General features: G+C 65.5%; 21 protein-coding genes. 15 read left to right on the top strand and 6 right to left on the bottom strand.

Features of this window, described 5'->3' with window-relative positions; all coding sequences use genetic code 11:
* Positions 1 to 44: 44 nt before the first annotated feature.
* Positions 45 to 1,367, bottom strand: coding sequence for a sn-glycerol-3-phosphate ABC transporter substrate-binding protein UgpB (gene ugpB, locus K410_RS0105405; RefSeq protein ID WP_028133895.1), 1,323 nt, complete (start codon positions 1,365 to 1,367; stop codon positions 45 to 47).
* Positions 1,368 to 1,571: 204 nt separating this feature from the next.
* On the opposite strand from ugpB, the gene K410_RS0105400 reads away from it, so the two are divergent.
* The 10 genes from K410_RS0105400 (at position 1,572) to K410_RS0105355 (ending at position 13,076) form a co-directional block, all read left to right on the top strand.
* A complete protein-coding gene (locus K410_RS0105400; RefSeq protein ID WP_028133894.1) occupies positions 1,572 to 2,567 on the top strand; it encodes a TRAP transporter substrate-binding protein in 996 nt (331 codons plus the stop codon).
* Between the two features lie 63 nt (positions 2,568 to 2,630).
* Positions 2,631 to 4,652, top strand: a complete 2,022-nt coding sequence (locus K410_RS0105395) for a sensor histidine kinase (RefSeq protein ID WP_196236049.1) — start codon at positions 2,631 to 2,633, stop codon at positions 4,650 to 4,652.
* Positions 4,622 to 6,367, top strand: a complete 1,746-nt coding sequence (locus K410_RS0105390) for an ATP-binding response regulator (RefSeq protein ID WP_028133892.1) — start codon at positions 4,622 to 4,624, stop codon at positions 6,365 to 6,367. The genes K410_RS0105395 and K410_RS0105390 overlap by 31 nt, the downstream gene beginning before the upstream one ends.
* A 10-nt stretch (positions 6,368 to 6,377) precedes the next feature.
* On the top strand, positions 6,378 to 7,115 hold the full coding sequence (locus K410_RS0105385) for a response regulator (protein ID WP_028133891.1): 738 nt from the start codon (positions 6,378 to 6,380) through the stop codon (positions 7,113 to 7,115).
* 353 nt (positions 7,116 to 7,468) lie between these two features.
* Entirely contained in the window at positions 7,469 to 8,080 is a 612-nt protein-coding gene (locus K410_RS0105380; RefSeq protein ID WP_028133890.1) for a sigma-70 family RNA polymerase sigma factor, read from the top strand.
* A 504-nt stretch (positions 8,081 to 8,584) separates the two neighbouring features.
* Positions 8,585 to 9,283, top strand: a complete 699-nt coding sequence (locus tag K410_RS0105375; RefSeq protein ID WP_028133889.1) for a cytochrome c biogenesis CcdA family protein — start codon at positions 8,585 to 8,587, stop codon at positions 9,281 to 9,283.
* A 28-nt stretch (positions 9,284 to 9,311) separates the two neighbouring features.
* Complete coding sequence (locus K410_RS0105370; protein WP_028133888.1) at positions 9,312 to 9,875, top strand: thioredoxin family protein; 564 nt, start codon at positions 9,312 to 9,314, stop codon at positions 9,873 to 9,875.
* Between the two features lie 103 nt (positions 9,876 to 9,978).
* A complete protein-coding gene (locus K410_RS0105365; RefSeq protein ID WP_028133887.1) occupies positions 9,979 to 10,950 on the top strand; it encodes a hypothetical protein in 972 nt (323 codons plus the stop codon).
* Between the two features lie 364 nt (positions 10,951 to 11,314).
* Positions 11,315 to 11,908: a L,D-transpeptidase gene (locus tag K410_RS0105360; protein ID WP_028133886.1), complete on the top strand. Its 594-nt coding sequence runs from the start codon at positions 11,315 to 11,317 to the stop codon at positions 11,906 to 11,908.
* Positions 11,909 to 12,038: 130 nt separating this feature from the next.
* Positions 12,039 to 13,076 (top strand): amino acid ABC transporter substrate-binding protein, encoded by a 1,038-nt coding sequence (locus tag K410_RS0105355; protein ID WP_028133885.1) that lies wholly within the window; start codon positions 12,039 to 12,041, stop codon positions 13,074 to 13,076.
* 323 nt (positions 13,077 to 13,399) lie between these two features.
* Here the strand turns inward: K410_RS0105355 and K410_RS0105350 are convergent, their stop codons facing one another.
* Together K410_RS0105350 and K410_RS0105345 are read right to left on the bottom strand one after the other, a co-directional pair.
* The gene (locus K410_RS0105350; RefSeq protein WP_028133884.1) at positions 13,400 to 14,539 is read right to left on the bottom strand and encodes an acyl-CoA dehydrogenase family protein; all 1,140 of its coding nucleotides are present in this window, start codon (positions 14,537 to 14,539) and stop codon (positions 13,400 to 13,402) included.
* 124 nt (positions 14,540 to 14,663) lie between these two features.
* Positions 14,664 to 15,863: an acyl-CoA dehydrogenase family protein gene (locus tag K410_RS0105345; RefSeq protein ID WP_028133883.1), complete on the bottom strand. Its 1,200-nt coding sequence runs from the start codon at positions 15,861 to 15,863 to the stop codon at positions 14,664 to 14,666.
* A 138-nt stretch (positions 15,864 to 16,001) separates the two neighbouring features.
* On the opposite strand from K410_RS0105345, the gene K410_RS0105340 reads away from it, so the two are divergent.
* The gene (locus tag K410_RS0105340) at positions 16,002 to 16,547 is read left to right on the top strand and encodes a carboxymuconolactone decarboxylase family protein (RefSeq protein WP_028133882.1); all 546 of its coding nucleotides are present in this window, start codon (positions 16,002 to 16,004) and stop codon (positions 16,545 to 16,547) included.
* Between the two features lie 108 nt (positions 16,548 to 16,655).
* Complete coding sequence (locus K410_RS0105335) at positions 16,656 to 17,150, top strand: VOC family protein (protein WP_028133881.1); 495 nt, start codon at positions 16,656 to 16,658, stop codon at positions 17,148 to 17,150.
* Positions 17,151 to 17,326: 176 nt separating this feature from the next.
* Here K410_RS0105335 and K410_RS0105330 read toward each other — a convergent pair whose 3' ends face one another.
* The gene (locus tag K410_RS0105330; RefSeq protein WP_028133880.1) at positions 17,327 to 18,562 is read right to left on the bottom strand and encodes an MFS transporter; all 1,236 of its coding nucleotides are present in this window, start codon (positions 18,560 to 18,562) and stop codon (positions 17,327 to 17,329) included.
* A gap of 186 nt (positions 18,563 to 18,748) precedes the next feature.
* A complete protein-coding gene (locus K410_RS0105325) occupies positions 18,749 to 19,996 on the bottom strand; it encodes an MFS transporter (RefSeq protein WP_028133879.1) in 1,248 nt (415 codons plus the stop codon).
* Positions 19,997 to 20,205: 209 nt separating this feature from the next.
* Here K410_RS0105325 and K410_RS0105320 point away from each other — a divergent pair, with 209 nt between their 5' ends.
* On the top strand, positions 20,206 to 22,272 hold the full coding sequence (locus tag K410_RS0105320; RefSeq protein ID WP_028133878.1) for a prolyl oligopeptidase family serine peptidase: 2,067 nt from the start codon (positions 20,206 to 20,208) through the stop codon (positions 22,270 to 22,272).
* 93 nt (positions 22,273 to 22,365) lie between these two features.
* Here the strand turns inward: K410_RS0105320 and K410_RS0105315 are convergent, their stop codons facing one another.
* Positions 22,366 to 23,037 carry a DUF938 domain-containing protein gene (locus K410_RS0105315; protein WP_028133877.1) on the bottom strand — a complete coding sequence of 224 codons (672 nt, stop codon included), beginning with the start codon at positions 23,035 to 23,037 and terminating at the stop codon, positions 22,366 to 22,368.
* Positions 23,038 to 23,276: 239 nt separating this feature from the next.
* On the opposite strand from K410_RS0105315, the gene soxX reads away from it, so the two are divergent.
* Positions 23,277 to 23,627: a sulfur oxidation c-type cytochrome SoxX gene (gene soxX, locus K410_RS0105310; protein ID WP_028133876.1), complete on the top strand. Its 351-nt coding sequence runs from the start codon at positions 23,277 to 23,279 to the stop codon at positions 23,625 to 23,627.
* A 24-nt stretch (positions 23,628 to 23,651) separates the two neighbouring features.
* Positions 23,652 to 24,137 carry a thiosulfate oxidation carrier protein SoxY gene (gene soxY, locus K410_RS0105305; RefSeq protein ID WP_028133875.1) on the top strand — a complete coding sequence of 162 codons (486 nt, stop codon included), beginning with the start codon at positions 23,652 to 23,654 and terminating at the stop codon, positions 24,135 to 24,137.
* The last annotated feature ends 2 nt before the right edge of the window (positions 24,138 to 24,139 follow it).

Raw genomic sequence — 24,139 nt, 5'->3', positions numbered from 1 at the left:
CGGCCATGACGCCGTGGAAAGATCACGCGCAACACACACACACCCTACCGCTCCGGGCTGGCGCGCTCGAACTGGCGGAGCAGCTTGTTGCCGCGCTCGACGGCGGAATCCAGCGCTCCTTGCGCGCTCTTGTGACCGGCAAAGGCCTGCTCCAGCTCGTCCTCGATCGCCCCGCGGATCAGCACGAAGGAGCCGAGCCTTATGCCCTTCGAATTCTCCGTCGGCGGATGCAGGGTGATCTCCTCGAAGGAAATCGCCGAGCCCGGATTGCGCTCGTAAAAGCCTTGCGACCGCGTCAGCTCGAACGCGGCGCGGGTGATCGGCAGGTAGCCGGTGTTCTGATGCCAGGCGGCCTGCACGCCGGGCTGCGACAGATAGGCGAAGAAGCGCGCCACGCCCTTGTATTCCTCGCGCGGGCGGTCGCGCAGCACCCACAGCGTGGCACCGCCGATGATCGAGTTCCGCGGCGCGTCCTTCACGTCGGGCCAATACGGCATCATGCCGTAGCCGATCTCGAATTTGGAATTCGCCTTGATGTCGGCGCGCGTCGCCGAGGAGCCGATGAAGATGCCGCATTCGCCGCTCTGGAAGCGCGGCTCGGCCGCTTGTCCACGGCCGCCATAATCGAACAGCTTGGTCTTCTGCCATTCGGCAAGCTGGGCGACGTGACGCACGAGGGTGGGATTGTTGATGGTCAATTCCGCATCCAGCCCGGCAAAGCCGTTGGCCCGGCTCGCCACCGGCAGATTGTGGAAGGCGGAGAAGTTCTCGACATGGATCCAGGACGGCCAGGACGTGGTGAAGCCGCATGCAGCGCCTTTATCGCGCAGGCGCTTTGCAGCCATCCCCAAGGCCGGCCAGGTCTTCGGCGGCGTCTCGGGATCGAGGCCAGCGTCGCGGAACATAGTCTTGTTGTAATAAAGGATCGGCGTCGAGGAATTGAACGGGAACGACAACAGATTGCCGGCCGCATCGGTGTAATAGCCGGAGACCGCGGGCAGATAATCGGCGAGCGAGAAAGGCTCGCCCTGGTCCCGCATCAGGCTGAACACCGGGTAGATCGCGCCCTTGGCCGCGGTCATGGTGGCGGTGGCGACCTCGTTGACCTGGACGATCGCCGGCTGGCTGCGCGAGCGGAAGGCGAAGATCGCGGCCGTCACCGTCTCGGTGTAATTGCCCTTGTAGACGGGCACGATGCGGTAGTCGGACTGCGAGGCGTTGAAGTCCGTGGCGAGCTTTTCGAGCTGCCGGCCAAGCTCGCCGGACATGGCGTGCCACCAGGCGATGTCGGTGGCGGCGCGCACGGGGGCGGCCAATGAAAGCGCCGCAACGACGGCAGCGAGCTGCAAGAGGCGTAAGGCTGACATCAGGATGGCTCTTCCCGGCCCGCGGTCAAAAAACGCGGCGGTCCTGCTTAAGGCGCGGCATCTCCGGTTTCAACCGGGAATGAACGGCGGCCGCGCCGCACAATCGGTCTGCGGGCTCACGCGGGATGGCCTTCCCTTGACCATCTGCTAGATTGCATTGAACCTTTTCCATCCGCCATAGACACCACCACTGAGGGGTTGAGTGTGCCAGTGCTGAGCCGTGCCGAACTCTCGCGGACCGGGGTGATCTTCGTCGCGCTTCTGGTTGCCGTCTGGACGACGGGCGCCGCTGCGCGCGAATTTCGCGCCGCCGACACCCAGACCGAGGATTACCCGACCGTCCAGGCGCTGCGCTACATGGGCGCCCTGATCGCCGAGCGCACCCAGGGCCGCCACGAGATCAAGGTGTTCCACTCCCGCCAGCTCGGCGAGGAAAAGGAGACCATCGAGCAGACCCGGGTCGGTGCGATCGACCTCAACCGGACCAATGTGGCGCTGATCGGCAACTTCGTTCCGGCGATGAACGTGCTCGCCATGCCGTTCCTGTTCCGGTCCATCGAGCACATGCAGAAGGTGCTGGACGGGCCCGTCGGCAGCGAGATCCTCGACAGTTTCGAGCCGTACGGCTTCGTCGGCCTCGCCTTCTACGATTCCGGCGCGCGGTCGATCTATAACGGCGTCCGCCCGGTGCGGGGGCTTGCGGACCTCAAGGGATTGCGGATCCGGGTGCAGCAGTCGGAGTTGATGAGCCAGATGATCCGCGCGCTCGGCGCCGAGCCGGTCGAGCTGCCCTATGGGCAGGTGCTGACCGGCCTCGCCAACCATCTGATCGACGGTGCGGAAAACAACTGGCCATCCTTCGTGACGACGGACCATTACAAGCATGCCGGCCACTACACCCTTACCGAGCACACGATGAGCCCCGAGGTCCTCGTGATCTCGCTGAAGGCCTGGCAGAGCCTGTCGCCGGACGACCGGAAGATCTTCCGGGAGGCCGCCCAGCGCTCCAGCCGGTTCATGCGCGAAAAGTGGCGCGATCTCGAGGAGCAGTCGCAGCGCAAGGCGCAGCAAGCCGGCGTCACCATCATCAGGGATATCGACCGCAAGCCGTTCGAGGACGCGATGGCCCCGATCTACGCCAAGGCCGGCCGCGATGCCGCCGCGGCCGCGCTGATCGAACGCATTCGCAAGGTGGAGTGAGCCGCGTTGGCTGCGCTTGGACATCACGAGCACGCGGAACGGTCGCCCGGCCCGATCGGGCGGATGCGCGCGCGCCTGGTCGGGGTGCTGCGGGCAGTGCCGATCCGCTGGCGCATCCTGTCGATCGCCGCGCTGAACTCCGCCGTGGTGGTGGTGCTGGTGGCGATGATCTGGAACGGCGCGCAGGTGCTCGGCTCGGCCTGGGATGATGTCCGCCAGGTGCGCGAATCCGACCGCATCCTGGCGCTGCTCGAAAGCGAGACCGGACGGCTGCACAATCTGATCCACCGCTACATCAACCAGCCGAGCCCGGACCTGTTCGCCGAGATCCTGTTGCTGCGCGAGGCGGTGCTGGGCACATTGTCCAACCGCGCCGCCAAGGACCCGATGCTGTCGGGCTCGGTCGAGGAGCTCGAGCGCACCACCGACCGCTTCCTCAACGGCTTCGGCGAGCTGCGCGGCGTGCAGTCCACCATCGCCAAGACCTATGAGGAGCAGGTGCAGGGCCCGGCCCGCGACATGGCCGGCCTCTACTCCATCATCGAAGGCGCCACCGGCCACCGCGACGCGCTGATCTGGCCCTCGCTCGGAAAATCCCGCGAGGCCTTCACCGCGATGCTGGTCGCCGCCAATTCCTATTACCTGTCGCTGTCGACGGGCGCGGCCGACGACGCGCGCCGCAACACCGAAACGATCGAGAAGACCATCCCCGTGATGATCGATCTCGCCGACAACGACCTCCAGCGCATGGCGCTGCAGCGGCTCGCGGCCCGCACCGCCGCGCTGCGCGAGGGCTTCGCCAAGCTCTCCGAGCAGCTTGCGAACCGCACCGAGCTGCTGCGCAACAGCATCGACGCCAGCCAGGCCGAGGCGATCGGCGCCATCGACGACCTCTCGACCAAGATGCGCCAGCGCGAGCAGAAGGCGCAGGCGACCTTTGACCGCACGCTGGCGGATATTTCGCGGCGGGTGCTGTCGATCGCGGTGATCTTCCTCGGCATCATCCTCACCGCCGGCGTGATGATCGCGCTGTCGATCCGGCTGCCGCTGCAGCAGATCATGACCGCGATGCGCGCGATCACGCTTGGCGACCTCGACCGCGAGGTGCAGGGCACCAGGGCGCGCGACGAGGTCGGGGCCATGGCGCGCGCGGTGGAGGTGTTCCGCGAGAACGCCATCGCCAAGCGCCGGACCGAGGACGAGCTCCGCGCCTCCAAGGAAAAGGCCGAAAGTGCGCTGCTCGAGCTCAACACCGCGCAGCAGAACCTGATCGACGCCGAAAGGCTGGCGGCGCTCGGCGGCCTCGTCGCCGGCGTCGCGCACGAGGTCAACAACCCGATCGGCATCAGCCTGACGGTTGCCTCGAGCTTCGCCCGGCGCACCGAGATCTTCGAGGCCCAGCTCAGGGGCGAGGGCGGCCTGCGCCGTTCGCAGCTGGAAGAGTTTGTGCAGTCCTCGCGCGACGCCTCGCAGCAGCTGGTCGCCAATCTCCAGCGCGCCGGCGAGCTGATCCAGTCGTTCAAGCAGGTCGCGGTCGACCGCTCCCACGCCGAGCGGCGGCAATTCTCGCTCGGCGAGGCTACCGACCAGATCATTGCAAGCCTCAGGCCGGTCTTGAAGCGCTCGCCGATCACGCTCGAGGTCGACGTGCCCGAGGGCCTGCTGCTCGACGGCTACCCGGGCTCCTATGGCCAGATCCTGACCAATTTGTTCCTCAACGCCGCCAACCACGCCTTCGCCGACGGGCGCGCCGGCACCATCACGATCTCGGCGCGCCCCCGCGGCACCGACGATGTCGAGCTCATCTTCACCGATGACGGGGCCGGCATGACCCCGGACGTGCAGCGCCAGGCCTTTGACCCTTTCTTTACCACCCGGCGCAATGAAGGCGGCACGGGTCTCGGCCTGCATATCGTCTATAACCTCGTCACCCAGCAGCTCGGCGGCCGCATGATGCTGGAATCCAAGCTGGGACAAGGCACTACTTTTCGCATTATCATGCCCCGCATCGCCAAGGGCGGCGCGCAAAGCACAGAGATTGACGGGACTTCTCAATGGCCGAACAGGACGATGTCCTCCACCTGATCGACGACACCGGTACCGCATCGGAGGATGCCAATGCCCGGAAATGGAAGATCGCCGTCATCGACGACGATCCGGCCGTGCATGACGGCACCCGTTTCGCGCTGTCGGATTACAGCCTGAACGGCCAGAGCCTGGAGATCCTGTCGGCCTATTCCGCGGCGGAAGGCCGCAAGCTGATGGCCGAGCACAGCGACATCGCCGCCGTGCTGCTCGACGTCATCATGGAGACCGACGTCGCCGGCCTCGAGCTGGTCGAGTTCATCCGCAACGAGATCAAGAACGAGACCGTCCGCATCATCCTGCGCACCGGCCAGCCCGGCCAGGCGCCGGAGCGGCGCGTGATCGTGCAGTACGACATCAACGACTACAAGGCCAAGACCGAGCTCACCGCCGACAAGCTGTTCACCTCGCTGACCGCGGCGCTGCGCTCCTATCAGCAGCTCGAGCGCATGGTGCAGACAAGGCGCGGGCTGGAGATCATCATCGACGCCGCCTCGACGCTGTACGACTTCAAGTCGATGCAGCGGCTCGCCGAGGGCGTGCTGACCCAGCTCGCCTCGCTGCTCAACGTCGACTGCGCCGGCATCCTGGTTCTGCGCGACAATGGCGGCCTCGACCCCGAGCTCTCGGTGCTCGCCGGCAGCGGCTGCTATAGCCGCTTCATCGGCACCACCACGTCGAAAGCGCTCGATCCCGATCTGCGGGCGATGGTGGAGGCCGCGTTCCAGCGCCGCAAGAACGAATTCGCCGACCATCGCAGCGTGATCTATCTGCGCACCGGCTCCGGCCGCGAGGTGGTGGTGCTGCTGCAGGCCGAGCGCGAGCTGTCCGAGACCGACCGCTCGCTGGTCGAGATCTTCTCTAGCCGGCTCTCGATCGCCTTCGACAACGTGATCCTGTATCAGCAGTTGCAGGACGCCAACACGCAGCTGGAGGACCGCGTCGCCCAGCGCACCCGCGCCTTGATGCAGGCCAACCGCCGCCTCTCGGCGCAATGGCTGCGGCTGCAGCGCGCCAACGGCTTCAAGAACGAGATCCTGGGCACCGTCGCCCACGACCTGAAGAACCCGCTCGGCGTCATCCTCGGCCGCACCGAGATGCTGAAGGAGCTGATCTCGACCGGCGCGTCGCAAAGCGGCGTGGTCGCCCAGGTCGACCACATCCGCGACGCCACCAAGCGCCTGACCACGATGGTCGATCATCTGATCTCGGATGCGATGGCCGACGCCTTCGACATCACCATCCGCCGCGAGCCGGTCGACGTCGCCGCCCTGGTCAAGGAGGTCGCCGAAGCCAACCAGCCGCTCGCCGTCAACAAGCAGCAGACGATCAGCGTCACCGCGCCGGCCAACATCGTCACCATGTGCGACACCGACCGCATCCGCGAGGCGATCGACAATCTCATCAGCAATGCCATCAAATACTCGCCGATCGGCGGCAGGATCGACGTCGCCGTCAGCCATGAAGGCGGCGACACCATCGTCCGCGTCAGCGACGAGGGCGCCGGCCTGTCGCCGGAGGATCTCGGCCGCCTGTTCGGCCGCTTCCAGCGGCTGTCGGCCAAGCCGACCGCCGGCGAGAGCTCGACCGGGCTCGGCCTCTCCATCGTCAAGCGCATCATCGACATGCATGGCGGCGAGGTGACAGCCGACAGCGGCGGGCCCGGCCAGGGCTCGACCTTCACCATCACCCTCCCCGCGACCGAAATGCCGTGATCAAGCCGCCATGACCCAAAGCCAGCACATCATGATCGTCGACGACGAAGCCCCGGCCCGGGAGATGGTCGGCGATTATCTCAAGATGCACGGCTTCACCGTGACGTTGTGCGACGGCGGCAAGTCGCTGCGCACCGCAATCCAGGGCAGCATGCCCGATCTGGTCGTGCTCGACCTCAACATGCCCGAGGAAGACGGCCTCTCGATCATCCGCGACCTCAAGAGCCGCATCAACGTGCCGGTCATCATGCTGACGGCGACGGCGAGCCCGATCGACCGCGTCGTCGGGCTCGAGCTCGGCGCCGACGATTACGTCGCCAAACCCTGCGAGCTGCGCGAACTCATGGCGCGCATCCGCTCGGTGCTGCGCCGGAGCGTGCCGGCCAAGGCCGCGGCACCCGACGCGTCGGCGGCGAAATCCGACAAGGAGCAACTGGTGCGCTTCGGCACCAAATGGCTCGATCTCGAAGCCCAGGCCTTGCGCGACGACGAGGGCAACGAGCATCCGCTGACGGCGTCCGAGTTCGGGCTGCTCAAAGTGTTCGCGGCCAATCCGAAGCGCGTGCTGTCGCGCGAGCGTCTGCTGGAATTGGCCAATGCGCGCGACGCCGAAGCCTTCGACCGGGCCGTCGACCTGCGCATCATGCGCATCCGCCGCAAGATCGAGCCCGATCCGGCCAAGCCGGCCGTGATCCGCACCATCCGCGGCGGCGGCTACCTGTTCTCGCCGCAAGGCGAGAAGGCGTAACGGCTCCCGTCATTCCGGGGCGCCCGAAGGGCGAACCCGGAATCTCGAGATTCCGGGTTCGATGCTATGCATCGCCCCGGAATGACGGGAAACGGCGCGACCGAACGCAAATCGCCGAGATTCGTTCCGGGGCGCTCCAGTCCGCCTCCAGAATCCCACCCCCGTATTTTCCGCACGTTGAAATTCCACGCTTTTTTGCCGCGAATGTTTCGTCATCCCCCGTTCGACGAAACAATTTGGCGGCGCACGAAACCATTTTCCGCTTTTCGTGCAGACGTCCCGAAACGTTGGCTGATTAACACTTTGGTCCAAGGAAACGCCGCTCGGTTGCGGCGCTACGGGGAGCCAAGTCCATGCCGAACGTCATCGCCATCAACGCCCAAGCCAGCCAGAGCATCATCGCCGCTCAGGCGACCTCGGACGACATGCTCCTGGAGAGCATTGCCGACGGCAACCGGACGGCCATGCACATCCTTTATTGCCGGCACAATGTGCGGGTGTACCGCTTCATCCTGCGCATCGTGCGCGATGCGACCGCGGCGGAAGACCTCGTCAGCCAGGTGTTCCTGGACGTGTGGCGGACCGCCGGCCAGTTCCAGGGCCGCTCGCAGGTCTCGACCTGGCTGCTCTCGATCGCCCGCTTCAAGGCCCTGACCGCGATGCGCCAGCGCCGCTTCGAGGACATCGACCAGGAGGACGTGCGCCAGGTTCCCGACGGTAACGATACGCCCGAGACCTCGCTCGACCGCAGCGACACCAGCGCCATCCTGCGCGCCTGCGTGCAGAAGCTGTCGCCCGCCCATCGCGAGATCATCAACCTCATCTACTACCACGAGAAGTCGGTGGAGGAGGTCGGGCAGATCATCGGCATTCCCCAGAGCACGGTGAAGACGCGGATGTTCTACGCCCGCAAGCAATTGGCCGAATTGCTTAAAGGCTGCGGCGTCGAGCGCTTCGCCGCCTGAAGCTCAGGTATTTCAATGGGATAGGGCCTTGAATGTGGTCCTGTCCGGGACACGGAAGTGTTACCGCCCGCGAAACAATTGAAACAAAGCACAACATCAGGCGGAAAAACTTCCCCCCTATAAAGCTCACATACGGTTTTGCTTAAACCTCCCAAGGACCTCCAACGACCCGGACGGGATGCCCCCCTCCGGGTCGTTTTGTGTTTGGGCCCGCGGTGTAGCTGCAGGCCCCGCCTCTCCCGCTTGCGGGAGAGGCCGACGCGCCCGGGCGATGCGCAGCATCGCCCCGCGCGGCGGGTGAGGGTTCTTTCCTCTGGGGGAGTGTCCCGTCGTGGAGACACCCTCTCCCCAGCCCTCCCCCGCAAGCGGGGGAGGGAGCGCACGATCGCGGAGTCGGCACAGCGCTCTGCCAAACAGTAAGCCCCGTCACGAAGGCGTGACGCGTCGTAACGACCGCCGCATCCATCTCGAACTGCCCTCGTGACCTCCCCCCGCGAGTGCGCCATGCTCGAGCTAGTCTTCGCCTTCCTTGCCGGCATTCTCACCATCGCCGCGCCGTGCACGCTGCCGATGCTGCCGATCCTGTTCGGCGCCTCGATCGGGCGCGCGGGGCATTGGCGTCCCGCGATGATCGCGCTCGGCTTCGTCGTCTCTTTCTCGGCCGTCGCGCTGCTGCTCGGCGCGCTGACCCGGCTGTTCGATTTCGATCCGAGCGTGCTGCGCGAGGCCGCCTCGATCCTGCTGCTCGGCTTCGGCCTGTTGATGCTGTGGCCGGCGCCGTTCGAATGGCTGTCGAGCCGGCTCAATGGCTGGCTCGATCTCGGCAACGCAGGCGGCGCGCAGCGCGAGGGCGCGCTCGGCGGGCTGATCCTCGGCACCACGCTCGGTCTGGTCTGGACACCCTGCGCAGGGCCGGTGCTCGGCTCGATCCTGACGCTGGTTGCGACGTCGAAGAATCTCGGCTGGGCCGGCACGCTGTTGATCGTCTACGCCATTGGCGCGGCGATCCCGATGCTGGCGATCGCTTATGGCGGACAGGCCGCGACCACGCGCGTGCGCAGCCTCGCGCGGATCACCCCGCGCCTTCAGCAGGGCTTTGGCATCGTCGTGATCGGCTTCGCGGTCGCCGCCTATTTCCAATACGACACGCTGATCGTGGCGTGGCTCACCGGCTTCTACCCGACCGGCCAGATCGGCCTGTAATCCCTCATCGTCACCGGAGGACGCACCCATGACTTTCAAATTGCTCGCTGTGACCGCCGCCACGATCGGCATGGCCGTAACAGGCGCCGTCATCCCCGGCCTCTGCGGCGAGGCTGCGCGCGCAACGCCGATCACCGTCGCCGCAGCAAGCCAGCAGGCCGCGCCGGACTTCACCGGCATCAACACTTGGTTCAACTCCAAGCCGCTCAGCCTCGCCGAGCTCCGCGGCAAGGTCGTGCTGGTCAACTTCTGGACCTATGGCTGCGTCAACTGCGTCAACACGCTGCCGCACGTCACCGAGCTCTACGCCAAATACCGGGACAAAGGGCTCGTCGTGGTCGGCGTGCACACGCCGGAATTCCCGTTCGAGCGCTCGGCTTCCAACGTACAAGCCGCGCTGAAGCGTCACGGCATCACCTATCCGGTGGCGCAGGACAATGATTCCAAGACCTGGAACGCCTACCGCAACCAATATTGGCCGGCACAGTACATCATCGACCAGAGCGGCAAGATCGTGTTCCAGCACGCCGGCGAAGGGGCTTACGACCAGATCGACCGCACCGTGGCAAAGCTGCTCAACGCCGGCAGCTGATGCCGCGCGGGCATCGCGCGGCGGCTTTCAGTTGCCGGCCTTGTTGCTTGACTCCGCGGACCCGTCCGTGGAGTTTCGCGAGCGACGGAATCAGCCGCCCGCAATGGACGCGAACACCAGCACAGATATTCGCCTTCGTGAAGGCGCTTCGATCGCGCAGCGGCTGGTGATGTCCGCCTTTGCGGCGGCCGTTGCGCTGTGCTTCACGCCCGGCCTGTTCACGCACGACACGCTGGAGATCATCATCTCCGTGGTTGCGCTGCTCGTCGGCGCGGGATTCGTCGTCGGCATCATGATGGCGCCGGCGGTGGTGTGGATCATCACGGCGAACGAGATCCTGATCGGGCGGCAGAGTCCGTTCGGCAAGCTCCGCACGCGGGTCGTCGGAAAAGACGACATCACGGCGTTACAGGTTCCCGGCAGCAAGCGGGTCAAGGCGCGCTTCCAACTCGTGTTCACGCTGGCTTCGGGAGAGCGCTTGACGTCTCCACCGATCTCGGACGTCACCCATGTTCGCGACACCGTGGCGCGGATCGCGGCGCAGTTCGAGGTTCCTAATGTCGAGGAGCCCGTCAATCCGCTCGACGCCAGCAATCCCGAGATGCATCTCGGCGAGCCGCTCGAGGCGTTTTCCGCGCGGGACATCAGGATCGTGTCGCTGATCGCCGTCGCGCTGTTCGCCCTGCCCTACGCCTACAAGCTGTGGCGCGGATGGCCGCCCAGCCATGTCGACATCCTGCTACTGCCGCTCGGCGCGCTCGCCGCGTTCGCGGTCCACAGATATGCCAACCTCCTGACCGGTGCGTTCTGGATCATCCGGCAAGGCGATATACGCGTTGAGCGGCTGTGGGGCGACGGCACCCCGCGCGCCGATCATATCGAGGGCCCCGACGTGAAGACGATCACCGTCGAGCGCCGCGGCCGCTCCGAGGATGAACATTGCATCGTCACGATCCGTTTGCGCTCGGGGCGGAGGTTTCGCAGCCCCCGAATCGGCTCGCGGATCGAGGCCCGCGCGGTGGCGACGGAGATCGTGCGGCGGCTGGGAATCGCGCCGGAGAACAACAAGATCTGACTGGATTCCACTGCCAATTCTCGAGGTTGATGTCACCGCGCGTTCGGTCTGAGCCTCTCCCGCTTGCGGGAGAGGTCGCCGCGCAGCGGCGGGTGAGGGTTCTCTCCACGTCGGGAGTGTCCCATTGCGGAGGCACCCTCTCCCCTGCCCTCCCCCGCGGGCGGAGGAGGGAGTGCACTGTCCCCGCGGTTGCCATCTATGCTTTTCGCGCCATCCCCTGATTGTGGCATTGCCGGGCACGGTCAAGAAACCGTAGGTATTCTCGTGACATATCGGGGCGGCACGCCATCAACTTGCCATGAACTTGCCCCTCAGGTTTGATGCTTATGAATGATTTGCGCTGTGGCAGCGGGGAGAGCTTCACATGACCGATTTTCGTCGCCTGACAGGGATGTTCATGGCTGCAGTGGGGCTCATCCTGTCCGCACCGCAAAGCTTCGCCCAGCAGCCCGACCGCGGCGACGAGCCGGGCCTGATCGCCGATGACGGCTACCAACTCGATCCGGAATGGCAGAAGCAGGTGGTCTACTTCCGCACCACCGAGCCGCCGGGCACGATCATCGTCTCGACCGCCGAGCGTCACCTCTATCTGGTGCAGCCCGGCGGGCGCGCGATCCGCTACGGCATCGGCGTCGGCCGCGACGGCTTCCAGTGGCAGGGGCTGGTGACCATCACCAACAAGAAGGAGTGGCCGGACTGGACGCCGCCGCCGGAGATGATCCAGCGCCAGCCCTATCTGCCGCGCTTCATGGCCGGCGGCCCCGGCAATCCCTTGGGGGCCCGCGCCATGTATCTCGGCACCACCGTCTACCGCATCCACGGCACCAACCGCCCCGACACGATCGGCACCAAGGTGTCCTCGGGCTGCTTCCGCCTCGTCAACAACGACGTCGCCGATCTCTACGACCGCGTCCCTGTCGGCACCAAGGTGGTCATCCGGCAGAAGCCGGAGCTCTGAGAGACACGATTCGAGCATGATCTCTTCGGACGACCGCGTCGCGCCTTGCCGGCGCGGCCTGTCCGGATCAGGATCACGCTCTCCCGCCCTCGCCTGATTCCTTTTCCCGATTTTTCGAGAGAACAACATGATGCGCACTTTTCGTGGCGGCCTGCTGATCGGGCTCGCGGTCGCCGTGCTGGTCGCCGTCCTGGCCATCATCTATGAATTCTACGACACCCGCACGCTGAAGCGCACCGTGCGCCGCGGCGAGGTGCTGTGCGGCGTCAACAAGGGCCTGCCGGGCTTCTCGATCCCCGACGACAAGGGCAACTGGACCGGCTTCGACGTCGACTTCTGCCGCGCGGTCGCCGCCGCGATCTTCAACGATCCCGGCAAGGCGAAGTTCGTTCCGCTCGACGCCAACGAGCGCTTCAAGGAATTGCAGAGCCGCAAGGTGGACATCCTCTCGCGCAACACGACCTGGAGCATGGCGCGCGAGCTCGACTACGACCTGTATTTTCCGGCGGTGGCCTATTACGACGGCGTCGGCTTCATGGTGCCGCGCGCGCGCAACAAGGAGACTTCGCTGGAGCTGGCCGACAGCAAGATCTGCGTGCAGAACGGAACCACGACGACGCTCAACGTTGCCGATTACTTCCGCGTCAATAACATGAAGTATGAAGAGGTGAAGTTCGACAAGCTCGACGACGTCGTGAAAGCCTACGACACCGGCAAGTGCGACACCTTCTCCGCCGACGTCTCCCAGCTTTATGCGCTGCGGCTGAACCTCTCAAAACCCGGCGACCACATGATCCTGCCGGACATGATCTCCAAGGAGCCGCTCGCCCCCGTCGTGCGCCAGCGCGACGACGACTGGATGATGATCGTGAAGTGGACATTGTATGCCATGATCAACGCCGAGGAGCTGGGCGTGACCTCGGAGAACATCGACGAGGCCTTGAAGTCGAAGAAGCCGGAAGTGATGCGCCTCGTCGGCACCGAAGGCCGTTACGGTGAGCAGCTCGGCCTCACCAAGGACTGGGCCGCCCGCATCATCCGCCACGTCGGCAATTACGGCGAGATGTACGACCGCAACATCGGCGAGAAATCGAAGCTGAAGATTCCGCGTGGGATGAACCAGCTGTGGAATGCCGGCGGCGTGCAGTACGCGCCGCCGATGCGGTAGGGGACGGTCTCTCCGCCGTCATTGCGAGGAGCGCAGCGACGAAACAATCCAGGCTCGTCTTCGCGGAAAGATCTCGGATTGCTTCGCTGCGCTCGCAATGACGAGATTGGGGCAAGCGCTCTCTACAATCTCAACTGTCATCGCCCGGCTTGACCGGGCGATCCAGTATTCCAGAGACGGTCGTGATCAATCGAGAGGGTCGTAGGGTGGGTTAGCTCTGCAGATGCACGAAGTGCATCTGCACGGCGTAACCCACCATGCATCCGCGTATGCCGAACGAAGTTGGTGGGTTACGCTTCGCTAACCCACCCTACGAGAGCCCCTCAATACCCCCGCGCCCGCGCCAGCTGCTCGGTGTGGTAATTGGCATCGCCGAACAATTCTTCGCATACCCTTGCGCGCTTCATGAAGAAGCCGATGTCGAACTGGTCGGTCATGCCCATGCCGCCGTGCATCTGCACGCCTTCCTGCACCGCGCGCGTCGCGGTGGTGCCGGCGCGCGCTTTCGCCACTGCGACGCTCGATGCGGCCTTGGCGACGTCGGCGTCCAGCGCCTGCAGCGCCTTCATGGTGGCGGCGCGGGTGATCTCGATGTCGACATAGAGCTCGGCGGCGCGGTGCTGCAGCGCCTGGAATTCGCCGATCAGCTTGCCGAACTGCTTTCTGTTCTTGAGATACTCGACGGTGCGATTGAAGACCTCGTCGCTGAGGCCGACCATTTCCGCGGCGACCGCGCCGCGGCCGATGTCCAGCACGCCGTCGAGCAGCGCGGCGCCCTGATCGACCTCGCCGAGCACGCCGTCGGCATTGACCTCGACATTGGCAAGCTCGATCCGCGCGGCATTGTGAGCGTCGACCATGATGGTGCGCTCGATCGCAACGCCCTTGGCCTTGGGGTTGACCAGGAACAGCGTCAGGCCGTCACGCTCGCCGGCCGAGCCCGCGGTGCGGGCGGCGACGATGAAGAGATCGGCGACGTGACCGTCGACCACCAGCGCCTTGGCACCGGAAAGCTTGAAGCCGTTGCCGGCGCGCACGGCCTGCAGGCTGGTCTGCAGCGGACGATGCTTGGCGCCCTCGTCGATCGCCAGCGTCGCGAGCAGCGAGCCGTTCGCGATCTTCGGCAGGTAGTCCGATTTCTGCGCGGCATTGCCGCCGCGGTTCAGCGCCGAGGCCGCAACCACTGAAGTGGCGAGGAAGGGCGACGGCATCAGGGTGCGGCCGATCTCCTCCATCACGATTCCAGCTTCCATGAAGCCAAGCCCGCTGCCGCCGAATTCCTCCGGCACCAGGAGGCCGGCAAAACCCATCTCGGCGAAGGAATGCCAAAGCTCCTTGGAGAAGCCGGTCGGGTCCTTGCTGTCGCGCAGATGCCGCAGGTGCGACACCGGCGCCTTGTCGCTGATCAGCCCGCGCGCGGAGTCGCGGAGCATCGATTGTTCTTCGGTGAGGACGAGGGCCATGGCTAAAGTCTCTAACGTCTGGCGGAATGCATGTTTGTTGCTGTCATTCCGGGGCACGCGAAGCGTGAACCCGGAATCTCGAGGTTCCGGGTTCGCGCTTCGCGCGCCCCGGAACGACGGTGAGCTAGGCCCCCGGCAGATCCAGGATGCGCTTGGCGACGATGCCGAGCATGACCTCGGAGGTGCCGCCCTCGATCGAATTGGCCTTGGTGCGCAGCCAGGCCCGCGGACGGGCGCCCTGCCGGGAGCGCTCGCTCTCCCATTCCAGCGCGTCGACGCCGCCCGCCGACATCAGGATCTCGTGGCGGCGCTTGTTGAGCTCGGTGCCGTAATATTTCATCGCCGACGAGAACGCCGGATGCGCCTGCCCGGCCTTGGCGAGATCGACGGCGCGTTCGGCGCAGGCCGCAAGGGCGGCTTCATCGACGTCGAACGTCGCGATCCTGCCGCGCAGCATGGAATCGTCGAGCCGCCCCAGCGCATCGGTGCCGACGGTATCGGCCGCGATCTGGCCGAGCGGACGGCCGACGCCGCGCTCGCCCATGCCTGAGATCATCGCGCGCTCGTGCTGCAGCAGATATTTCGCGACGTCCCAGCCGCGGTTGATCTGCCCGACCACGTGCGATTTCGGCACGCGGACGCCGTCGAAGAAGGTCTCGCAGAACGGCGAATAGCCGGAGATCAGGAGGATCGGCTTGGTCGAGACGCCCTTCGAGGTCATGTCGAACAGGATGAAGCTGATGCCGTCGTGCTTCTTGGCCGCGGGATCGGTGCGGACCAGGCAGAAGATCCAGTCGGCGTAATTGGCGTAGGAGGTCCAGATCTTCTGGCCGGTGATGATGAAATCGTCACCGTCGCTCTCGGCGCGGGTCTGGAGCGAAGCGAGATCGGACCCGGCGTTCGGCTCGGAATAGCCCTGGCACCAGCGGATCTCGCCCGCCGCGATCTTCGGCAGATGCTCCTTCTTCTGAGCCTCGTTGCCGTACTTCAAGAGCGCCGGTCCGAGCATCCAGATGCCGAAGCTCGACAGCGGCGGTCGCGCGCCGATCCGCGCCATCTCTGCGCGAAGCACCTTGTGCTCGGCCGCGCTGAGGCCGCCGCCGCCATATTCCTTCGGCCAGTCCGGCACGGTCCAGCCCTTGTCGCGCATGCGCTCGAACCAGATCCGTTGCGGCTCGGACGAGAACTTCGCGTTGCGGCCGCCCCAGAACACGTCGGCGTCCGACGTCGCGGGCTTGCGCATCTCCGGAGGACAATTGGCTTCCAGCCAGGCGCGCGTCTCGGCGCGGAATGTTTCGAGCTCGGCGGATTCAGTGTCGCTCATGGTCGTTTCCATCAATCGTAATCGACTTGTTGGCGAGGACTCTGGGCCAAGCTCCCGTGGAATTCAACCACTTCCGCGCGCCGCATTCCGCTATAGTCCGCGGCGAGGACGGTGCTTGAAAACAAAGAGGAAACGACGATGCGCCTGAAGCTTCTTTCGCCTGGCGAAATGAACGAGAGCCAGCGGCAGACCTACGACGAGTCGATTGCCGGCAAGCGCGGCAAGCCGCCGGCGCCGATGATGGCCTGGCTCAACAGCCCGGAGATGGCGCGCCACGCCACGCGGCTCGGCGAGGTCTTGCGCTTCGACACGATCTTCCCGGCAAAACTCTCGGAGATCGCGATCCTGGTGACGGCGCGGCACTGGACCGCGCATTACGAATGGTACGCACATAAGGGGCTCGCGCTCGCCGGCGGCATGGATCCTGGCGTCATCGACGCCATCCGCGACCGCCGCACGCCCGACTTCGACGATCCCAAGGCCAAGATGATCTACGATCTCGCGAAATCGCTGCATGAAGGCCACGGCGTCGAGAAGGGCCTCTACGACGCGGCAGTCAAGCTGCTCGGCGAGCGCGGCGTGGTCGAGGTGATCGGCCTGTGCGGCTATTACACGATGGTGTCGATGACGCTGAACACGTTCGAGTTCGAGCTGCCCGAGGGCGAGGTGAAGGAACTCGCCTAGTTGCCGATCCTGATGCGCAATTGCGCATCGGGAAACGCTGAGTTTCGGGATCGGCCGTAGCGCCGCCCCGGGGCGCGCCTTAGGTGTGTGTTTCAAGGGAGCATCCACATGTCGCAGACTGAGCCCATCGCCCCCGGCACCAGGATCGGCCACGTCCACCTCAAGGTCGCCGACCTCGATCGCGCGCTCGGTTTCTATTGCGGCGTGCTCGGCTTCGAGCTGATGCAGCGGATGGGCTCGGGCGCGGCCTTCATCTCGGCCGGCGGCTATCATCACCACATCGGGCTCAACACCTGGGAAAGCAAGGGCGGCTCGCCGCCGCCGCCTGATGCGACGGGGCTCTATCACACCGCAATCCTCTATCCGACGCGGCCGGCGCTCGCGGACGCGCTGCATCGTGTGCTCGCGGCCGGGATTGTGCTGGATGGGGCCAGCGATCACGGCGTCAGCGAGGCGCTTTATCTGCGCGATCCCGACGAGAATGGCGTGGAGCTGTATTGGGACAAGCCCAGGGAGCAGTGGCCGTTCGGGCCGGATGGGAAGCTGGCGATGTTCACGAAGCGGCTGGATGTGGAGGGTTTGCTGAAGCAGCGCGAGTTGTGAACTTCGCTTTCTTCTCCCGTCATTGCGAGGAGCGTAGCGACGAAGCAATCCAGATTGTCGCTGAGAAACGATTCTGGATTGCTTCGCTGCGCTCGCAATGACGGAGTGTGTTGCGGGGACATCGAAAGCATCAAGCGCGCCGCCGAAGGGTACGGCGCTACGCGCCTCCGGCCATACTACGAAAGCTTCGTTCCTGGCTTGCCCCGCACCATGATCAGCACCGCGGCAACAACCTCCAGCGCAAGGCACAGATAGAACGGCAATGAATAGCCGCCGGACCAATCGCGCAAGGCCCCGACGACGCCCGGGCCGAACGCGTAGGTGACCTGGTTGATCGCGGTATTCAGGCTGATCAGCACGCCGAACGCGGCACTGTCGAACTCCCGCTGCACGATCAGCGACGGCAGCGTGATGAGATTGCCGACGGAGAAGCCGAACAAGGCGCAGGCCGCGATCAGCACATAGTCGTCGTGCAGATTGATGACGACGAGGAGCGCCGCGGCCTGGCTGAGGAACGACAGCGCCGAGGCGAGGCGCTGGTTGAGACGATCGATCACCAGCGAGAACAGCACGCGGCCGACCACCGCCATCGCGGTCAGCACCGCGACCGCGACGGCGGCGCGCTCGCGGCCGATCACGGGATCGAGGAACGAGATCAGGTGCACGATGAAGCCGACCTGCGCGAACAGCACCAGGGCGAATGCAATGGTCACCGTCAGGAAGCCGACGTCACGCAGCGCCCAGGCGCGGATCTGCGTCGATGATCGCGGCCTGGAATTCGCCGCCGCGTGCCGGCGGTGGTGATCGGGCGGCCGGCCGACGAGAACCAGGATCACCGGCAGCAGCAGCACCAGCATGGCCCCGGCGGCGATGTACATCGCGCCAGCGAAACCGACATGGCCGATCAACATGACCAGCAGCGGCACGCCGGCAATGCCGCCGAAGCTGGCGCCGTTGAGCGCGAGGCTGATCGCCATGCCGCGCTTGTGGTCGAACCACAGGCTGATCGTGTTGGTGATCATGGCAAGGCTGGTGCCGGCCCAGCCGAAGGCGAGCACGGCGTTGGCGAGATAGAGCTGCCAGGGCTCGCGCACCGCGCCGATCGCGACGCTGGCTGCCGCCATCGCCAGCGTGCCGGCGATCAGGCTGAGGCGCGGACCGTATGTCCGCACGGCTTCGCCGACGAACACGACGAGCAGCGCGCCGAACAGATAGAAGAACGTCGTGCCGGAGGAGATCAGCGTGGTCGGCCAGCCCCGCGCGCGCTGCAGCTCGGCGACATAGACGCTCTGGCCGTAGAAGCCGAGGCCCCAGCCGAAAGTCGCGAGCAGGAAGCAAACCGCGACGATGCGCCAGCCTTCGTAACGGAACGAGGATTCGTCAAGCGTGGGATGTCGAGAATTGTCGAGCATTTCATCTGCCGTTCGTTTCGCTCCGTCATGCCCGGACTTGTTCCGGGCATCCACGTTCTTCTTCCGACGTGGCTAGACGTGGATGGCCGGGACAAGCCCGGCCATGACGACATCTAAATTGCCTTCTTCAGAAAATCACTTCGACCGCGATCGAAGCATCAACGCTGCTGACAGCCTCCTGCCAACCTAGACCGCGTCCGGAAACTCGCCCATGGCCGCGTCCAGCCGCGCCTTGCGACGACGGGCCCAGGAGACGAGCGAGAGCACGATGAGGCCGAGCACGACCGGCGGAAACACCACGAGGTTCACCGCAGACCAGCCGTAATTGGCGAGCAGCTGCCCGGAGGCGAATGAGCCGAGCGCCATCATCCCGAATACCAGGAAGTCGTTGAAGGCCTGCACCTTGTTGCGCTCCTGCGGGCGGTGCGTCTCCAGCACCAGTGCCGAGGCGCCGATGAAGGAGAAATTCCAGCCCACGCCGAGCACGACGAGCGTGGCCCAGAAATGCATGGCCGTGAGGCCCGAAAGGCCGATACCGGCAGCGCCCGCTTCCAGCAGCAGGCCGACGGCCACGATCTTCGGGGCGCCGAAGCGGGCGATCAGCGCGCCCGTGAAGAAGCTCGGCCCGTACATGGCGACGATGTGCCATTGAATGCCGAAATTGGAATCGGACACGGACAGGCCGCACATCTGCATGGCGAGCGGCGCCGAGGTCATCACCAGGTTCATCATGGGATAAGAGATCACGCCGCACAGCGCCGCCGCGATGAAGCGCGGCTGCGTCACGATGGAGAGCAGGGGCCGGCCGCCGTGCAGGTCGGCCGGCCCGGGCTTCGGAATGTCGACGCCGGCGACGATGCCCATCGCGATCAGCGCCACGGCCGCCTGCACCAGGAAGCTGAAGGCGAACAGATAGGGCTGCCAGACGTCCATGGTCCATTGCACGAGCTGCGGCCCGAGCACGCCGGCGAACACGCCGCCCGCCATCACCCAGGACAGCGCCTTGGGCCGGTAGGCCGCGCTGGCGCCATCGGCCGCGGCGAAGCGATAGGATTGTGCGACGGAGCCGTAGAGGCCGCCGAGGAAGGTCGCGACGCAGAACAGCACGAACGAGCCGCGCAGAATCGCGAACGAGCCGAGCAGGCCGGTCAGCGTGCCCAAGCCCGTGCCGATGACGAAGGCGACGCGGCGGCCGAAACGGCGCGAGATCGCGCCGGTCGGCAGCGTGCCGGCGGCGAGCCCGAGGACGTACATCGACAGCGGCACGGTCGCGAGCGACATGTCGGGCGCGAGGGTGGCGCCGACGATCGAGCCGGTGGCGAAGATCACGGCCGAGTTGGCACCGGTCAGCGCCTGGGCTGCGGCGAGGCGCACCACATTGGCGCGCGCGCGGGCGTCGTCGGCGATCTCGTGGGCTGCAGTCACGTCAAGCATCGGCTTTTCCGCCCCAATGGGCTCTCAAGGGGCTCTCGGGGCTCTGTTGATTCCCGGCACTATGGAGGGACGCAGGAGGGCGGGCAACCGGCGCAAACGGGCGCAGGCCATGCCTCTGACGCAATCGGTGCGATGATAGCGGCTCGCGCCCTTGACGGCTTGCGCTCGATCAAATCTGATCCGCCGCGATTTTCCCGGGAGTTTCCTTCATGTCCGTCGACGACAGGCCCACGCTTCAAGCTCCCGACGACGATCCCTTCCTGTGGCTGGAGGAGATCGAAGGCAAGCAGGCGCTCGATTTCGTCGAGCGGCAGAATCAGCTGACGCTGCAGGCGTTCGGCGGCAAGGCCTACGAGCACGACCGCGACGTCCTGGCTGCGATCTACGACCGGCCCGACAACATTCCCTATGTCACCCGGCGCGGCTCCGATCTGCACAATCTCTGGAAGGATGCCGCCAACCCGCGCGGCCTGTGGCGGCGGACCACGCTTGCGGAGTTTCGCAAGACGACGCCTGCGTGGGAGACCATGCTGGATATCGACAAGCTCGCCGCGCGCGAAGGCGAGGACTGGCTGCTCAGCGGGATCGCCACCATGCCGGGAAGCTCGCGCGCGGTCCTGAGCCTGTCGCGCGGCGGCAGCGACGCCGTGACGCTGCGGGAATTCGACATGGCGACGAAGAGCTTCGTGACGGATGGCTTTACGCTGCCGGAGGCGAAGGGCGGCCTCGACTGGCTCGATGCCGATACGCTGCTGCTGTCGAGCGCGCATGGCGAGGGCATGGCGACGAGCTCGGGCTATGCTCGAACGGTCCGGCTGTGGCGGCGCGGCCAGCCCGTCGATCAAGCCGAGGTGATCATCGAGACCATTGCCGAGCACATGGTGATCCATGGCATGGCCGACGACACCGGACCTGAGCCGCGGGTCTGGATCGTCGACCAGATCGATTTCTTCAATCACGCGATCTGGCTGCGCGACGCAGCCGGCAGCATGACGAAGCTCGATCTGCCGACCGGCATCTGGCTGCAGGCCCATGGCGACTGGTTCGCGATGAAGCTGCGCAAGGACTGGACGGCCGGGGGCCGGACCTACGCCACCGACACCGTGCTCGGCATCTCGCTCTCGGCGTTCCTCGCCGGCAGCCGCGATTTCGCGGTGCTGTTCGAGCCGGCGCCGCGGCGCGCGCTGCAGGGCCTGTTCTGGGCGGCGGGCAAGCTTGTGCTGTCGATCCTCGACGAGCTGCGTCCGCGCTTCGAGATCTGCACGCCATCCGCGACCGGCTGGAACCGCGAAACGCTTGCCGGCCTGCCTGAGATCGGCGTCGTCGATGTCTGGCCGCTCGATCGTCATCCATCCGAGAGCAACGGCGATCTGCTCGCCAACGTGCAGGATCCGCTCACGCCGCCGTCGCTGCTGTTGCTCGAACGCGGCGTCGCCAGCCCGATCGTGCTGAAGCAGGCGCCGAAGACCTTCACCGCCGACGGTCTCGTGGTGACGCAGCACGAGGCGGTCTCGATCGACGGCGAGCGCATTCCCTATGTGCAGACCGGCCCCGCCAAGGAGATCGGCGATGCACCGGTCTATATGAGTGCCTATGGCGGCTTCGGACTTGCGGTGAAGCCTTATTACAATGCCTCGCTCGGCAAGCTGTGGCTGGAGCGCGGCGGCACGACGGTGCAGGCGAATTTGCGCGGCGGCGGCGAGTTCGGCACGCGCTGGCACGATGCCGGGCGGCTCGCGGGCAAGAAGCTGTCGCACGACGATTTCGCGGCGGTCGCGGCCGATCTCGTGCGCCGCGGCGTGACGAGTGCGAAGCGCATCGCCGCGCAAGGCGGCTCGAACGGCGGCATCCTCATCACCAACATGCTGGTGCGCTATCCCGATCGCTTCGGTGCGCTGTTCTGCACCATCCCGCTGATCGACATGCGCCGCTACACCAGGCTGCTGGCGGGCGCGAGCTGGATCGCGGAATATGGCGATCCCGACAAGCCCGAGGAATGGGACTGGCTGAAGACCTACTCGGCCTACCATAACGTGAGGGCCGGTCAGTCCTATCCGCCGATCCTGATCGCCACCACGCGACGCGACGACCGCGTCCATCCCGGCCACGCGCGCAAGATGGCGGCGAAGCTGCAGGCGATGGGCTATGAAGCCTGGTTCTACGAGCCGGCCGCCGGCGGTCACGGCTACGGCAAGGACAACAAGGAGCGCGCGGGATTCGAGGTGCTCGGCTTCCGGTTCCTGAAGGAGAAGATCGGGTGGGGGGATGAAGGCTAGCGCCGTCATGGCCGGGCTTGACCCGGCCATCCACGCCTTACCTTTCGCACGAAGAACGTGGATGCCCGGGACAAGCCCGGGCATGACGACTTCCTACCGCGCAAACACCAGCGTCAGATTGTTCGCGGGCATGTCGATGGAATCAACGAGGCGAAGGCCCACGGCGGTCGCGAGCGTCTCGACATCGCCGATGTCGCGCACGCCCCATTCGGGATTGCCTTCGCGCAAGGAGGTGTCGAACACCGCATTGCTGAGCGCGGTGTGCTTGCCGTCGCGCTTGAAGGGACCGTAGAGGAACAGCTTGCCGTCGGCGCGCAGATAGCGGCCGGCGCCGGCGAACAGGCCCTCGGCCACGGCCCAGGGCGCGATGTGGATGACATTGGCGCAGAACACGGCGGCAAGGCTCGTCGGCGCCTGCCCGCTCTTCATCTCGGGACACCAGTCGGGATCGGTGAGATCGATCCGCAGCGGTGAACGGACGTTCGGCAGGCCGGCATAGACGCGCCAGGCCTCGATGCTCCTGAGATGGCGCTGATTGAGGTCGCTCGGCCACCAGACCAGACCGGGCGTGTGGCGGGCGAAATGGACCACGTGCTGCCCTGTTCCGCTGCCGAGCTCGACCACGTTGCCGGTCAGGCCAGCGAGTTGCTGTTCCAGCGCCGCCCAGATCGGCACGTGATTGCGATGGAACGCCGGCGCGTCGAGCCGCCCATCCGGCTCGACCCGTCCACCATCCCTGCCAAACTCGACGACATATTCAGCCAAGCGAGATCCCCAAAATATGCGAACAGAAAAGGAAAGGCCCGAGGGCCAAACGCCCTAGAATAATTTGCTAGTGCCGCCCTATTGGATGAACGAACTATCTCATGGGTTGCAATGCGGAGGATATTAACTCCATTTTGCCGCGTGCATAGTCTTGATTGTCAGGCGATGCCCTTTGTGCTTTGGAACGCGCTATATATTTCCACAAATGAGATCATCGACATAACGCTCGGGACGATGCCTTGACCGCTTTTCCCTGCAAGCCTGCCATCCTGGTGGCGCTGGTCCTCTGCGCCGGCACGGCTGCGGCACGGGCGCAATCCAGTGTGGCCGACGGCCAAAAGCTCGCGTTCGACCGCGGCAAGGGCAATTGCCTGACCTGCCACGTCATCAAAGGCGGCGACCTGCCGGGAACGATCGGTCCGGAGCTGAAGGACCTCAAGGCCAAGTATCCCGACCGCAACGAGCTGACCGCGATCATCTTCGACGAGACCAAGCGCAATCCGCAGACCATGATGCCGCCGTTCGGCCGCAACCGGATTTTGACCGAGCAGGAGATCAGCGCGATCGTTGATTTCCTGCAGACCCTGTAACGGCCGGCTGCCAGGAGACCAGAGATGACCATGACCACCGGCCCCCTTGCGACACGGCGCCTGATCCTTCAGGGCGCGGCCTCCGTCGCACTGCTCGGCCTTGGCAATCTGCCGTTCGGCGCCGCGCGCGCCGCGGCCAACGACAAATATCCGGAAGAGGCCTTCAAGCAGAAGCACGAGGCCGACGCGATCAAGGCGCTCTACGGCAAGACCGCCGAGCCCTCTGACAAGGTCAAGCTCGATGCGCCTGAGATCGCCGAGAACGGCGGCGTCGTGCCGGTGTCGGTGACGACGACGCTCGACAAGGTGAGCTCGATCTCGTTCCTCGTGGCCGAGAACCCGTACGCGCTCGCGGCGTCCTACAAGATCGCCGAGGGCACGATTCCGGCCGTCGCCAACCGGCTGAAGATGGCCAAGACCACTAAATTGGTCGCCATCGTCGAGGCCGACGGCAAGCTCTACAGCGCGACCAAGGAAGTGAAGGTCACCGTCGGCGGCTGCGGCGGCTAGGA

Origin of the sequence: Bradyrhizobium sp. 22, from assembly GCF_000482425.1 — a bacterium.
In the GTDB taxonomy this organism is placed as follows: domain Bacteria; phylum Pseudomonadota; class Alphaproteobacteria; order Rhizobiales; family Xanthobacteraceae; genus Bradyrhizobium; species Bradyrhizobium japonicum_B.
This window is presented reverse-complemented; position numbering and strand designations above follow the sequence as displayed.

Coding starts and splice junctions, on each gene's coding strand:
- K410_RS0105330 (WP_028133880.1), bottom strand. CDS start 18,562: ATGCTCGACAATTCTCGACATCCCACGCTTGACGAATCCTCGTTCCGT.
- K410_RS0105325 (WP_028133879.1), bottom strand. CDS start 19,996: ATGCTTGACGTGACTGCAGCCCACGAGATCGCCGACGACGCCCGCGCG.
- K410_RS0105350 (WP_028133884.1), bottom strand. CDS start 14,539: ATGGCCCTCGTCCTCACCGAAGAACAATCGATGCTCCGCGACTCCGCG.
- K410_RS0105370 (WP_028133888.1), top strand. CDS start 9,312: ATGACTTTCAAATTGCTCGCTGTGACCGCCGCCACGATCGGCATGGCC.
- K410_RS0105345 (WP_028133883.1), bottom strand. CDS start 15,863: ATGAGCGACACTGAATCCGCCGAGCTCGAAACATTCCGCGCCGAGACG.
- K410_RS0105395 (WP_196236049.1), top strand. CDS start 2,631: ATGCGCGCGCGCCTGGTCGGGGTGCTGCGGGCAGTGCCGATCCGCTGG.
- K410_RS0105360 (WP_028133886.1), top strand. CDS start 11,315: ATGACCGATTTTCGTCGCCTGACAGGGATGTTCATGGCTGCAGTGGGG.
- K410_RS0105375 (WP_028133889.1), top strand. CDS start 8,585: ATGCTCGAGCTAGTCTTCGCCTTCCTTGCCGGCATTCTCACCATCGCC.
- K410_RS0105340 (WP_028133882.1), top strand. CDS start 16,002: ATGCGCCTGAAGCTTCTTTCGCCTGGCGAAATGAACGAGAGCCAGCGG.
- K410_RS0105355 (WP_028133885.1), top strand. CDS start 12,039: ATGCGCACTTTTCGTGGCGGCCTGCTGATCGGGCTCGCGGTCGCCGTG.
- K410_RS0105320 (WP_028133878.1), top strand. CDS start 20,206: ATGTCCGTCGACGACAGGCCCACGCTTCAAGCTCCCGACGACGATCCC.
- ugpB (WP_028133895.1), bottom strand. CDS start 1,367: ATGTCAGCCTTACGCCTCTTGCAGCTCGCTGCCGTCGTTGCGGCGCTT.
- soxY (WP_028133875.1), top strand. CDS start 23,652: ATGACCATGACCACCGGCCCCCTTGCGACACGGCGCCTGATCCTTCAG.
- K410_RS0105365 (WP_028133887.1), top strand. CDS start 9,979: ATGGACGCGAACACCAGCACAGATATTCGCCTTCGTGAAGGCGCTTCG.
- K410_RS0105335 (WP_028133881.1), top strand. CDS start 16,656: ATGTCGCAGACTGAGCCCATCGCCCCCGGCACCAGGATCGGCCACGTC.
- K410_RS0105385 (WP_028133891.1), top strand. CDS start 6,378: ATGACCCAAAGCCAGCACATCATGATCGTCGACGACGAAGCCCCGGCC.
- K410_RS0105380 (WP_028133890.1), top strand. CDS start 7,469: ATGCCGAACGTCATCGCCATCAACGCCCAAGCCAGCCAGAGCATCATC.
- K410_RS0105390 (WP_028133892.1), top strand. CDS start 4,622: ATGGCCGAACAGGACGATGTCCTCCACCTGATCGACGACACCGGTACC.